This window comes from Porticoccus sp. (assembly GCF_041592135.1).
GTDB lineage: Bacteria > Pseudomonadota > Gammaproteobacteria > Pseudomonadales > Porticoccaceae > Porticoccus.
The window spans coordinates 1-12,654 of sequence record NZ_JBFHQR010000058.1; the positions used below are offsets into that span (position 1 = coordinate 1).

General features: G+C 59.8%; 14 protein-coding genes. 8 read left to right on the plus strand and 6 right to left on the minus strand.

Annotated features, from left to right (window positions below):
• The 4 genes from ABY948_RS06910 to ABY948_RS06925 form a co-directional block, all read left to right on the plus strand.
• The coding region (locus ABY948_RS06910; RefSeq protein WP_461481789.1) for a chromosome segregation SMC family protein at window positions 1–1,194 on the plus strand (1,194 nt) is incomplete at its 5' end.
• 82 nt (window positions 1,195–1,276) lie between these two features.
• Complete coding sequence (gene zipA / locus ABY948_RS06915) at window positions 1,277–2,194, plus strand: cell division protein ZipA (protein ID WP_461481790.1); 918 nt, start codon at window positions 1,277–1,279, stop codon at window positions 2,192–2,194.
• Entirely contained in the window at window positions 2,194–4,227 is a 2,034-nt protein-coding gene (ligA, locus tag ABY948_RS06920; protein ID WP_461481791.1) for an NAD-dependent DNA ligase LigA, read from the plus strand. The genes zipA and ligA overlap by 1 nt, the downstream gene beginning before the upstream one ends.
• Before the next feature lie 6 nt (window positions 4,228–4,233).
• Window positions 4,234–5,481: an MFS transporter gene (locus ABY948_RS06925; RefSeq protein ID WP_461481792.1), complete on the plus strand. Its 1,248-nt coding sequence runs from the start codon at window positions 4,234–4,236 to the stop codon at window positions 5,479–5,481.
• Here ABY948_RS06925 and ABY948_RS06930 read toward each other — a convergent pair.
• Window positions 5,478–6,293 (minus strand): TrmH family RNA methyltransferase, encoded by an 816-nt coding sequence (locus ABY948_RS06930; protein ID WP_461481793.1) that lies wholly within the window; start codon window positions 6,291–6,293, stop codon window positions 5,478–5,480. The genes ABY948_RS06925 and ABY948_RS06930 overlap by 4 nt on opposite strands.
• Window positions 6,294–6,380: 87 nt before the next feature.
• On the opposite strand from ABY948_RS06930, the gene ABY948_RS06935 reads away from it, so the two are divergent.
• Both ABY948_RS06935 and ABY948_RS06940 read left to right on the plus strand, forming a co-directional pair.
• Window positions 6,381–6,527, plus strand: coding sequence for a hypothetical protein (locus ABY948_RS06935; RefSeq protein WP_461481794.1), 147 nt, complete (start codon window positions 6,381–6,383; stop codon window positions 6,525–6,527).
• 9 nt (window positions 6,528–6,536) lie between these two features.
• Window positions 6,537–6,695 (plus strand): hypothetical protein, encoded by a 159-nt coding sequence (locus ABY948_RS06940; protein ID WP_461481795.1) that lies wholly within the window; start codon window positions 6,537–6,539, stop codon window positions 6,693–6,695.
• Here ABY948_RS06940 and ABY948_RS06945 read toward each other — a convergent pair.
• Genes ABY948_RS06945 through ABY948_RS06965 form a run of 5 tightly spaced genes read right to left on the minus strand, consistent with a single transcriptional unit; the run spans window position 6,692 to window position 9,762 of the window.
• Window positions 6,692–7,453, minus strand: coding sequence for a pyridoxine 5'-phosphate synthase (locus ABY948_RS06945; RefSeq protein ID WP_461481796.1), 762 nt, complete (start codon window positions 7,451–7,453; stop codon window positions 6,692–6,694). The genes ABY948_RS06940 and ABY948_RS06945 overlap by 4 nt on opposite strands.
• 2 nt (window positions 7,454–7,455) lie before the next feature.
• Window positions 7,456–8,025, minus strand: a complete 570-nt coding sequence (locus ABY948_RS06950) for a peptidylprolyl isomerase (protein WP_461481797.1) — start codon at window positions 8,023–8,025, stop codon at window positions 7,456–7,458.
• 2 nt (window positions 8,026–8,027) lie between these two features.
• The gene (locus ABY948_RS06955; protein ID WP_461481798.1) at window positions 8,028–8,687 is read right to left on the minus strand and encodes a TIGR04211 family SH3 domain-containing protein; all 660 of its coding nucleotides are present in this window, start codon (window positions 8,685–8,687) and stop codon (window positions 8,028–8,030) included.
• Window positions 8,688–8,721: 34 nt separating this feature from the next.
• A complete protein-coding gene (locus tag ABY948_RS06960; protein WP_461481799.1) occupies window positions 8,722–9,021 on the minus strand; it encodes a YciI family protein in 300 nt (99 codons plus the stop codon).
• A gap of 3 nt (window positions 9,022–9,024) precedes the next feature.
• On the minus strand, window positions 9,025–9,762 hold the full coding sequence (locus ABY948_RS06965; protein WP_461481800.1) for a VC0807 family protein: 738 nt from the start codon (window positions 9,760–9,762) through the stop codon (window positions 9,025–9,027).
• A 228-nt stretch (window positions 9,763–9,990) separates the two neighbouring features.
• On the opposite strand from ABY948_RS06965, the gene ABY948_RS06970 reads away from it, so the two are divergent.
• Together ABY948_RS06970 and ABY948_RS06975 are read left to right on the plus strand one after the other, a co-directional pair.
• Window positions 9,991–11,799, plus strand: a complete 1,809-nt coding sequence (locus ABY948_RS06970; RefSeq protein ID WP_461481801.1) for a thiamine pyrophosphate-binding protein — start codon at window positions 9,991–9,993, stop codon at window positions 11,797–11,799.
• Entirely contained in the window at window positions 11,796–12,632 is an 837-nt protein-coding gene (locus ABY948_RS06975; RefSeq protein ID WP_461481802.1) for a citrate synthase family protein, read from the plus strand. Before ABY948_RS06970 ends, ABY948_RS06975 begins: the two co-directional genes overlap by 4 nt.
• Window positions 12,633–12,654: the final 22 nt, after the last annotated feature.

The following is a 12,654-nucleotide window of genomic DNA, read 5'->3' on the forward strand; positions in this document are numbered from 1 at the left end:
CTGCGCCGCGAGGAACTGCTGCGCCAGCGGGATGGTTTGCGGGCGGCCCTGGATCAGGTGCGGCAGAGCGCCCGCCACGATCGGGATCGCAAGCATGAACTGGCGATGCTGGAAAAATCCGTCAGCACCCAGTTGCACTCCATTCGCGAAGGCATCGGCCGGCTGGAAGTCCAGGTGTCCCGCCTGCAGGAGCGCCGCGAGCAGCTGCGCGCCGCCTTCAACCAGAATGAAGACCCGACCCTTGAGCTGCAGGAGCAACTGGCCGAGCAACTGGAGCGCCGCCTGGTGGTTGAAAAAGAACTGGCGGACGCCCGCCGCGCACTGGAAACGGTTGAACACCAGATGCGCGAAACCGAGAAGAGCCGTACCGAGCTGGAGCAGGCTATTCAGGGGCAGCGCAGCGAGTTGGAGCAGCAGCGCCTGATCGCCCAGGACCTGGTGACCCGCAGCAAGACCATTGTCGAGCAGATCAGCGAACACCGTTTCGAGCTGGATACCCTGTTGGCGGAGTTGCCGGAGGATGCCGATATCAGTCAGTGGGAGCAGGCGCTGGAAAAACTCGCCGGCCGCGTCCAGCGGCTCGGGCCTATCAACCTGGCGGCCATCGACGAGTTCAAGGTGGAATCGGAGCGCAAGGCCTATCTCGACGCACAGAATGCGGAATTGGTGGAGGCGCTGGAAACCCTCGAGAATGCCATTCGCAAGATCGACCGGGAAACCCGCACCCGCTTTCGGGAAACTTTTGACAAGATCAATGGATCACTGCAGGAACTGTTTCCGAAACTGTTCGGTGGCGGCCACGCCTATCTGGAACTGACCGGCGATGACCTGCTGGATACCGGGGTCGCCATCATGGCGCGGCCACCCGGCAAGAAGAACTCCACTATCCACCTGTTGTCCGGGGGGGAAAAGGCTATGACGGCCATCGCGCTGGTGTTCTCCATTTTCCACCTCAACCCGGCACCGTTCTGTATGCTGGACGAGGTCGATGCACCCCTGGATGACGCCAATGTCGGGCGCTATGCGCGGATGGTTGCGGAGATGTCAGCCAGGGTGCAGTTTATTTATATTTCCCACAACAAGATCGCCATGGAAATGGCCAATCAGTTGATGGGGGTGACCATGCATGAACCCGGCGTTTCCCGCTTGGTCAGTGTGGATGTCAACCAGGCGGTGGAGCTGGCCGAAGCCTGATCACAGGCCGCGGTGAAGCCAGTGTCGAAACCGGTTAATTCTCATTACAATATTGCGCAACACTGACAGGATTTAAACGACGATGGAATTTGGTGCTCGCGAAATGATGATTGCATTGGGTGCGCTGGTGGCCCTGGCGATTCTGCTCGATGTCGTTCGTCGCATACGCAATGCCCGCTATGAAAAAATCCATATGCCTCGCCGCAAACAACCGATCTTTGACGATGAGGATGTGCCCGAGGGGTACGGCAGTGAGCTGCCCAGCGGTGGCGCCCGGGTGGTGGGTTACCGCGATGATTCCGATGTGGAACAATTCAGCCGGCAAGTGCGCGAGCGCGCCGAGGCCAACAAACCCAAACTGACCATGCCGAAACGGGAGCCGTTGCAGTCCAGCCTGAATCTGGATGAGGTGCCGAAGGCAACCAAACCGCCGCGGGTTGAGCCGCAAACATCGGCTCCAGAGCCCGTGGCGACAGCGCCGGCCACCGCGACAGACCTTCCCGCTGAAGCGGAAGCCCCGGCGAAGGCCGCGAAAAAAGCCCCTGCTCCGGCGCCAGCGACCAAGCCTCCGCTGGTCAGAGTGGTGGTGATGCACATGATGGCCGGCCCCGAACCCTTCGCCGGAACAGAGCTGCTGGACGCCCTGCTGGGCGCCGGTCTCCGCTATGGCTCCATGAAAATTTTCCACCGCCATGTCAATGAAGACGGTTCCGGTCCGGTGCAATTCAGTGTGGCCAATTCGGTCAATCCCGGCACCTTCGACCTCGACAGCATGGAAGATTTCAGCACCCCCGGCGTCAGCCTGTTTTTTGCCATGGAGGACGTGGACGACCCGATGATGGCCTTTGATCTGCTGTTGACCGCGGCCAAGGAGATGGCGATCTCACTGGATGGTGTATTGAAGGATGAGAGTCGCAGCGTCCTGACCAGGCAGACTGAAGAACACTACCGGCAACGGATCACCGACTACTGTCGCAGCCAGTTGTCCGGTATCGAGTAATGGCCTTGCCGGACCCGGCGCTGCGGGATGAGACTGCCGCCCTGTGCCGGCAGCTCAACGAACACAATTATCGCTACTACGTCCTGGATGACCCGAGCATCCCGGACGCCGAGTACGACCGGCTGTTGCGCCGCCTGCAACAGCTGGAGTCGGAATATCCCTCCCTGAAAACCCCCGATTCGCCCACCCAGCGGGTCGGCGCCGCGCCGTTGTCCGCCTTTGAGCCGGTGACCCACGAATTGCCGATGTTGTCCCTGGACAATGCCTTCAGCGACGAAGAGCTGGGAGATTTCAACCGGCGGGTACTGGAGCGTCTGAAGCGCGACGACGCGGTCGCCTATGTCTGCGAGCCGAAACTGGACGGCGTTGCCGTCAGCCTGCTCTATCGGGACGGGGTGCTGGTCCGCGGCGCCACCCGGGGCGATGGTACCACCGGCGAAAATATCACCGAGAACGTCCGCACCATCAAATCGATTCCCCTGCGGCTACAGGTAGAGCCGCCGCCCTCCCTCCTTGAAGTGCGTGGGGAAATTTATCTGCCGAGGGCCGGTTTCGAGCAGTTGAATGCCGAAGCCAGGGCCGCCGATCAGAAGTTGTTCGTCAATCCACGCAATGCCGCCGCGGGCAGTTTGCGGCAACTGGATTCCCGCATTACCGCCTCTCGCCCGCTGGAGATGGCTGTTTACAGTCTGGGGCTGGCGGAGGGGGTGGCGCTGCCGGATACCCATATGGCCATTCTGGCCACCCTGAAGGCATGGGGATTTCTGGTCAACCCTTACATTGAGCTCGCCGCCGATCTGGATGCCTGTATCGCCTACTACCGGAAAATGGCAGAAATTCGCCAGCAGCTGCCCTGTGATATCGACGGCATTGTCTACAAGGTCAATGAACTCGGCTTGCAGCGCCGTCTCGGCTTTGTGGCGCGGGCGCCGCGCTGGGCCATCGCCCGCAAGTTCCCGGCCCAGGAGGAGATGACCCGCTTACTGGAGGTGGAGTTCCAGGTGGGGCGCACCGGTGCGGTGACGCCGGTGGCCCGTCTCGAGCCGGTGTTTGTGGGCGGGGTGACGGTCAGCAATGCCACCTTGCACAATCGGGACGAGGTGGCGCGGCTCGGTCTCAAAATCGGTGATTCGGTGATTATTCGCCGCGCTGGAGACGTGATTCCCCAGGTGGTGAAGGTGGTGGAAGAGCAACGTCCGGCTGATGCGCGAGATATCATTTTCCCCGAACACTGCCCGGTGTGCGGTTCCCCGGTGGAACGGGTGCCCGGTGAGGCCGTGGCCCGCTGTTCCGGTGGCCTGATCTGCGCCGCCCAGCGCAAGCAGGCCATCAAGCATTTCGCCTCGCGCAAGGCCATGGATATCGATGGCCTCGGTGACAAACTGGTGGAACAGCTGGTGGACCAGGGGCTGGTGCACTCGGTGGCAGACCTGTATCGGCTCAGCGGCGAGCAATTGGCGGGCCTGGAGCGCATGGCAGAAAAATCCGCCACCAATTTGCTGGCGGCACTGGCAGCATCGCGGGAAACCACACTGCCTAGATTCCTCTATGCGTTGGGCATCCGCGAGGTGGGCGAGGCGACCGCGCGCAGCCTGGCCCAGCATTTCGGCAATCTGGATGCCATGCAAGGGGCGGATACCCTGTCGTTGCAGGAGGTTCCCGATGTGGGGCCGGTGGTGGCTCATTTCGTCTGGGAGTTTTTTCAGCAGCCGGAGAATCTGGCTGTTCTCGATGAATTGCGGGCTGTGGGTGTGCACTGGCCAGATGTGCAACCTCCCGACCAGTCGACACAACCCCTGGCGGGGCAGACCTGGGTGCTGACCGGTACCCTGGAGTCCATGGGGCGCGCCGAAGCCAAGGAGAAACTGCAGCAATTGGGCGCCAAGGTGGCGGGCAGTGTGTCGGCCAATTCCTCCTGTGTGGTGGCCGGTCCGGGGGCCGGTTCCAAACTCGCCAAGGCGCAACAACTGGGTGTGCCGGTAATGGATGAAGCGCAGTTGCTGGAACTGTTTCAGGCGCACCGGCTGATCTGATCCCCCATGCCTCCTGTCGCGCCACTCAATAGTCCCACGGGCAATTTCCGCTCATACCTGCAAGGGGTGGGAGCCAGCTCCCTCGCGCAGGGTTTGCAGATCGTGCTGTTTCCCTGGCTGCTGGTCGGCGTTTTGGGGGAAACCCCGGAGCGGGTCGGATTGGCACAAATGGCACTGATGTTACCCCAGTTGCTGTTTGTGCTCTGGGGCGGCGTGCTCTCGGATAAGCGCCACCCGGCGAGACACCTGTTGCGGCTCTATCTGCTCTATAACCTGCCCTGCCTGATGTTGCTGGCGGCCCTGTGGCTGGGGCAGTTGTCCTATGGATTGATGCTGGTGTTCGGCTTTTGCTTTGGCACCATCACGGCGTTTGTCCAGCCGGCCCGGGAGAGCCTGTTGTCCCGGGTGGTGGAAAACCAGCTGCAACAGGCGGTGGCCAGGGCATCCTTTGTGCAGTTTTCCGCCCAGAGTATGGGCATTCTGCTGGCGGGGTATCTGGATCACATCGGCTTGACGGTGCTGTTGGCGGGTCAGTTGCTGTTGTTGACCCTTTCCGGCTGGTTGTTGCATCGCAGTCTCGGGGCCCTGGCGGAAGGGCCGGTGGGGCGGCGCGGCTCCACCTGGCAGGAGATGACATCCGGTCTGCAGCTGGTGCGCCAGCACCGGCGGCTGCGGCAACTGATGATGATTGTGGCGGCCACCGGATTTCTCGGCTTCGGCCTCTACCTGGTGGCGATGCCGTTGCTCACCCGGGAGGTGTACCAGCAGGGGGCCTCCTTCTTCGCCTGGATTCAGTTCAGTTTCATGTTCGGGGTGATCCTGTCCAATCTGGTGATTATCCGCCTGGTGGGGCGCTTCTCGAAGCCCGGGCGGGTACTGTTGGTCAGCCTGTTGGTGCGCGGCCTGTTTTTGGTGGCCATCGCCTGTCAGCCGCCCGCCTGGTTGTTGTTTGTGCTGGTGGTGATGTGGGGCGGTGCATCCGGTGTGGCGATGATGTTGGGGCGCTCCATGACCCATGAGGAATCACCCCAGGCCTACCGGGCGCGGGTGGTGTCGGTCTATCAATTGGCGCTGTTTGGCTCCGCGCCGGTGGGGGCATGGCTCAGTGGTCACACCATTGCCGCCATTGGGGTGTTGCCCGCCGTCGGCCTGCTCGGCGGCCTGACCGTTATCGCGGCGCTGCTCGCCATGCTGTTCAGTGACCTTTGGCAGCAGAAAGACGGAGAAACCCCAAGGGCCCAGTCCCCGGGTTAAAGCTGCTGGCGAAACGCCAGCAGGGCGGCCGTAACGGCCACATTGAGTGACTCCACCCCGTTATGCATGGGGATGCGGATATGCGCCTTGCAGCGGTCACTGACCTGTCTGGATACCCCTTCTGTCTCGTTGCCCAACACATAGACCACCGGCCCGGTCGGCAGGAACTCCGTCAGGGTCTGCTCGCTGTGGGATGACAGGGTGCAGCAGCTGGCACCCCGTTGGTTTAATGCCTCCAGCGCCTGTGGCAAGTTGTCACAGTGGATCAAGCGGCTTTTGAACACCGTGCCCGCGCTGGCCTTGATGACCAGCGGGGTGATGGCCGCAGTGCCCTGTCTGGGCAGCAGAATGCCGTGGCAGGGACTGGCGGTGACCGAGCGGATAATCATCCCCAGATTTTGCGGGTTGGTGACGCCGTCCAGGGCGATCAGGCTGAAATTGCCCTGCGGGAGATCTGCCAGAAAATCCTCGAATTGCAGGTGGTTGGGGCAGGCGAGGTCGGCGGCCACGCCCTGATCCTGCTTGCTGTTGCGGGAGATACGCGACAGCGCCAGCCGGTCGTGATAACAGATCTCCACATGGCGCCGTTCCGCCAGGGCGATGATGTCGCCGATGATGCCTCCCGGCTTGTTGGAGTCCGCTAGGTGCAGGCGATAGCAGGGGGTCTGTTCGTCCTGCAGCGCTTCCAGTACCGGTTTGCGGCCATAGATGGTCAGCAGGCGGTCAAAGAACTGTTTGCGCTGCTGGTATGTGTGCTGCGGGGAGTTGCCCTGGGTAGCCGTATGCGGTTCCCGTTGATGGCGCTTGGTCATGGGTCGGTCAGCCTTGAATCAAAGGGCTATTATAGGGCCATGGAGCCATCAACCGATAAGCCGCCAGAGCATTTTCAAGCGCGCCGGTTGAGTCTGCGCGCAGAGCTGCACCAGCTGCTGGCCATTTCCTCATTGGCCCGCGATGTGGTTGCCCTGGACCAGTCCCGGGTGGGACATCTGTCGCGCATGGATGCCATGCTGCAGAAAATGATTTGCCCCAGCCGGGCCGACTAGCGCCAGTGTTTGCGGACCACCGGAGAGCACGCCCTGCTATTGCTGCGGGAGGGTGAATACGGCTGCGGTGAAAACTGTGGCGAGGAAATAGACCCCCGTCGCCTGGGGGGCAAACCGGAGTCGCTGCACTGTATTCGCTGCCAGCAGTTAATCGAGATGGCCGGCTAATTCGCGGCGTCGGCGAGGACCTTTTTGTAGGCCTGCACGGCATTGCCGAGCCCCATGGCGATGGCATCCACGGTGAGGGCGTGCCCGATAGAGACTTCCAGCAGGCCGGGGACAGTGGCGTATTTGGCCAGATTGACCAGGTTGAGATCGTGGCCGGCGTTGACCCCCAGGCCCAGTTCCCCCGCCAGTTCCGCCGCCCGGTAATGCTGCTGGAAAATCTGTTCGAGCTGATCGCCTCCCCAGGCCGCGGCGTAGGGGCCGGTATAGAGTTCGATGCGGTCGGCACCCACTGCTTTGGCCAGCCGGATCTGCTCTGGCAGCGGGTCCATAAACAGGCTGACGCGAATGCCCTGCGACTGCAGTCTGGCAATCATCGGCGCCAGTTGCTCGGCGGAGCGGGTCAGGTCAAAACCGTGGTCGGAGGTGAGCTGGTTGTCGCTGTCCGGCACCAGGGTGCACTGGTCGGGGCGGGTTTCCTCGGCCAGGGAGAGCAGGCCGGGATAATTGCCCCTGGGCGGTGCGAAGGGATTGCCCTCAATGTTGAATTCCCGCTCGGCCAGCGGCGCCAGGAGCGCGGCCAGCTGCCGGACATCCTCCGGGCGAATGTGTCGTTGATCCGGTCGCGGGTGTACCGTGATGCCATTCGCACCGCGGGCGAGGCAGACTTTGGCGTGTTCCAGCACATCCGGATAATTGCCCTCCCGGGAGTTGCGGATCAGGGCAATTTTATTGAGGTTGACACTGAGGGCGGTGGCCACCGTTATTCGGCACCGACAATCTGGGCGCTGATAATGTGGACGGCGGTCCTCGGTACATCGCCAAAGGGCCCCACCTGTCCGGTGGGGACATTGGAAATCTTGTCAACCACGTCCATGCCCTCGATCACCTTGCCAAAGACGGCATAGCCGGCATTCTGGCCATCGCGGTCGAGGAATGAATTGTCCACGGAGTTAATGAAAAACTGGGCCATGGCGCTGTCGGGATCGGACGTGCGGGCCATGGCGACGGAGCCGCGAACGTTCTTGAGGCCGTTGTACGACTCGTTGCGAACCGGTCTGCCGGTCGGCTCCCGCGGGCTCATGTACTCATTAAAGCCACCGGCCTGGATCATGAAGCCCTTGATGACCCGGTGAAAAACCAGCCCGTCGTAGTGTTTGGCCTTAACGTAGTTGCTGAAGTTGGCCACGCTCTTGGGCGCTTTATCCGGGTACAGTTCCAGCTTGATGTCGCCCATATCGGTATTGAACAGTACCTGTACGGGTTTGCTGTCGTCGGCCTGTGCAAACAGGGTCGTCATGGCCAGCAGAATGGCGAAGATGGTTTGTTTCATGATTATGCCCACTCAGAAAAGCGTTTACGTTTTTTTAGTCTCGGTAACAGCAGGGTCAGCAGAGAACCCATGACCACTGCCAGTGCCCCGTAGAGAAACCAGGTGTTGCGTTCGCTGCCGACCAGTCGCTCATTGGATGCCTTGAGTACGTCGATTTCACTTTGCAGCATACCATTTCGTTCCAGCAGTTCTTTATTTTGCTGGCTGATGGAGATGGCATTGGCTGAGACCTTCTTGATGGACTGCAGTTCGCTGCTGATGTCCTGGGTGCTGTTCTGCAGGTTTTCCAACTGGCTGCCGAGCTGTTGGTTTTCTTCCTCAAGCGCGGCCAATTGCGTTTTCAGTTCGCCGGCCTTGCCCTCTGCCGCGGCCAGTCGTGCCTTGGCGGCGTCGAGTTGTTCCCTGGCCGAGGGTTCCTTTTGCAGGTACTGGGATGGCATCCAGCCATCCAGCCCGCTGCGGGTGGTGACATGGCTCCAACCCTCCGAGTTGCTTTCAACCAGGGTTAGCGCCGTACCGCTTTTGATGCCCTTGTGCAAAATGCTGCAACGGGGGCAGGGAGACGAGCGCAGGGGTACGCTGTATTCGTCCGAAACATAAATGGTTTCTGCCTGTGCTGCGCTGGTCAGCAGGGCCAGGACAGCCGCGATCAATATCCTCATATTCAATTCCACTTACTGGCTGTGCCTTCCCCCGTCAGGGAAGCACTTTTTTGAAAGGTTTGACGGTCACCCCGGCGTAGACGCCAGCGGTGGCATAGGGATCCTCATCGGCCCACCGGCGGGCTGCGTCGAGGGAATCGAACTCTGCAACAACCAGACTGCCGCTGAAGCCGGCATCGCCGGGGTTTTCACAGTCGATGGCGGGGTGGGGGCCAGCCAGCAGCAGCCTGCCCTGGGTTTTCAGTGCTTCCAGTCTTGCCAGGTGCGCAGGTCTCGCGGTGAGACGTTTGGCGAGGCTGTTCTCCGTATCCTCACTGATAATGACGTACCACATTCGCTAGTCTCCGTGTTTTTCGTGGTGGTGGATAACCTCTTCAAGTGACAGGCCGGTCAATCTGGTGATGCCCCGAAACAGGTAAAACAGAGCGCCCATCAGTACCAGCATCGCGGGCAGGGCGATGACGGGAAAACTCAGCGCCGTCATCTTGCCCAGCTGTTCATTAAACTCCACCGTGCCCGGCTGACCGGTGATCAGCAGGGTGGCCAACAGGTAATTAAGGACGGAAGACAGGAAAAAAGAACCCGCCACCAGCCAGGACGCATTGGCCAACAACTTTTCAAAGAGTCGTCCATTGCCGTTTTGTTCCAATACCGCGGCAATTTTGTCAGTTTGGAGAATTTTGTCATTGTAGAGAAATGTTTTCACCAGAGGATACGGGGTCTTCAGCGAAACCAGTGTCGCCAGCCCAAAAATGGCCGGCACCAGGGCCTCCTTGATGGCAATATAGGCCGGGTCCAGTCTCAGCAGGCTGATGCCCCCGGTGAGCAGCACACTCACGACGCCGAGTGCAGAGAAAAAGTTGATCTTCCTGGCGGCGACAAAATCCTTCAGGCCATAGGCCACCGGAAACGCCAATGCCACCACAATGGCCAGGCGGGTGCCCAGGTAGTTATCACCGCTCAGCTTGGTCAGAATAATGGTGGGAAAAATGATATTAAAAGCCAGATTAAGCAGCAGGCTTTCGCTTTTTCCCGGTACATTGGCGGTGGTTGTCGGAGAGGGGGGTTGGGGCATCGGACTACAGTTTGTCGGCGACAGAAAGGGGTCGATTGTAAGGGATAGTGGCGACGGAATCGAGGCTTGTTAAGATTCTCCTGGCGCCCGACGAATAATCTGTTTACGGCTTCCCATCCCCGGGATTTGATGGTTGAATTTTGTGCAAAAATAAAGCAATAATGCCGAAACCAGTAAAAAGAATTTAAGAATGATCCATATTTCATTGATTTTTAAGGAAAACTGATTATGGACGCTCTCAGGATAGGCAAACAGAAAGAGAGTCTGGCGGTGCAGGGAGAAGTGGAGTTTGGGGATCTGTTGATCTCCTATCTGGAGCAGCTCGGCGTTGAGTATGTGTTCGGCGTGCCCGGTGGGGCAATTGAACCGTTCTACAGTGCCCTGGCCCGCAGCGAACGCAGAGGCGGTCCACGGGCCATTATCGCCCGGCACGAAACCGGGGCGGCGTTTATGGCCGATGGCTATGCCCGCAATACCGGCAAGTTGGGTGTCTGCTGTGCCACAACCGGCCCCGGTGCAACCAACCTGATTACCGGTGTGGCCTCCGCCTACGAAAACAATATCCCGATGCTGGTGATTACCGCCCAGACCGCACTTTCAACCTTTGGGCGCGGGGCCTTCCAGGAGTCATCCTGTACCGGTACCAATACGGTCGGTCTGTTCGAGTACTGTACCCGCTACAACACCCTGGTATCCCATGCCGGTCAGTTCGAGGCGAAACTGGTTTCAGCCATTATGACGGCGTTTCAATCCCCCGGTGGTCCCGTGCACCTGAGTGTACCGCTGGATATCATGCGCGACAGTGCCCCGACCCCCAAGCCCAATTACAACCTGTTGAGTCTGCTGAACAAACCCTCGCTGGTAGACGATGTGGCCGTTGACCAGTTCTATGAAGAGTTGGTCCGCGCCAAAAGCCCGGTGTTTCTGATTGGCGATGAAGCCAGTGAGGCGATCGGCAGCATTCTGACCATGGCGGTTGACCTCAACGCCCGCATTTTGGTGACCCCCCACGGCAAGGGACTGGTGAGCCCCTATCATCCCCTGTTTCGCGGGGTGATCGGTTTCGCCGGTCATCAGAGCGCGCGGGATGTGCTCTGTGATCCCGAAGTGGACCTGGTGGTGGCCATTGGTGCCACATTGGGGGAATGGGCCAGCGATGGCTGGGATACGGAATCATTGTTGACCACCCGCATGATCCATGTTGAGTCCATCGAGGAAAATTTTACCCGCACACCCATGGCAAAACTGCATGTGCGCGGCCGGTTATCCAGCATTTTTGATCGCCTGGTCGATCGCTTCGAGGCCAGTCAGCGCAGTAAAATCCACGTGGTGGATGACGTCTCACTCGCGGCAGAAGACCCCTATGCTGGCGAGAAAACACTGCATTTTAAAATGGAAGACATTGAGGGCTTTTGCTCCGATGCGACGCCCATTAAGCCGCAGCGACTGATGAGGGAGTTGCCCAAAATTTTTCCGCCCCATACGCGTTATTTGGCAGATTCGGGCGGCAGCTTTACCTGGGCCACCCATTACCTGCACCCCTATGACCGACGCATTGCCGGCAAACGCAATGGCCGTGGCGGCCTATTCCGCGCCTCCCTGGAGTTCGCTTCGATGGGTTGGGCCATTGGCAGTGCCGTGGGGACGGCCCTGGCCGAGAAAGGCTGCCCGGTGGTTTGCATCACCGGAGACGGCAGTATGCTGATGAGCGGCCAGGAAATTACGGTGGCGATTCAGGAAAAACTCCCGGTGGTGTTTGTTATTCTCAATGACAGCTGTTATGGCATGGTGCGCCACGGTCAGCAGTTGACCGGTGCCGAGCCCATTGGTTTTGAACTGCCGGTCATTGATTTCGCGGCGTTTGCCCATTCCATGGGTGCTGCCAGTCACATCATTGAGTCTCCGGCTGATCTTCTGGCGCTGGATGTAGGTGCGATCTGTCGCAGGGAGGGTCCTACACTGCTCGATGTCCGAATTGATCCTGATGAAGTGCCGCCCATGGGGATGCGTGCGAAGGCCTTGAAGCAGATGGTATGACCGAAAAAAATTCCGAAAAAAAACTCGAGAAAATCACCACAAGGATATGGAACGAAACAGCGGAGGCGGACAACCCCTTCGCTGCTTCCGCTTGCCATTGCGCCGGTTATGACGTCTATGGCGACCTGCTCGGCAAGGCCAGCTATATCGAATATCTGTATCTGTTGTTCAAGCTGGAACGGCCGTCTTCCCGCCAGGCCAAGCTGCTTGAGGGGCTTGCCGTGGCGCTGGCGAATCCTGGCCCGCGGGATCACAGTGTCCGCGCGGCCATGTGTGCGGGCGTCGGAGGCTCCACCCACGCGTCGGCATTGATCGCCGCTATCTCCGTAGGTGCCGGTAACCTGGGCGGCGGCCGTGAAGTGTTCACCGCTGCCCAGTACTGGCAGCAATGCGGTCTGGATAGCGAGGCCTGGCGTGAGATGATTCAGAATCCTCCCGTCGAAGAGCGGGCCGATGTCTGGACGCCGATGGAACATCCACCGGGCTTTGACCCCAATGGCGTCAGCTGTCCCACTCCCGTGAGACAGACCCTTGCGTACCTGGCTGAAGTCAGTGGTGCCGAAAACCTGATCTGGTTACAACAAAATCGGCAGCCACTGGAAGCCGCCGCCAAATTACCCCTGGCCATGTCCGGGGTCGCGACGGCGGCCCTGGTTGCCCTGGAATTGTCACCGGAGCAGTCGGAAATCCTTTATCTGTTGCTGCGCCTTCCCGGTGCCGCCGTGCATTCCCTCGAGCAGGAAAAGTTGGGGTGGCGAAAATACCCGTTTTTTGGGGATGGCCTTAAAATTATCGATGGCCCTGGCCGTGATGAGCAGAAGGAAGGGAAATGAATACCCCCAATAAGCTGGAAGA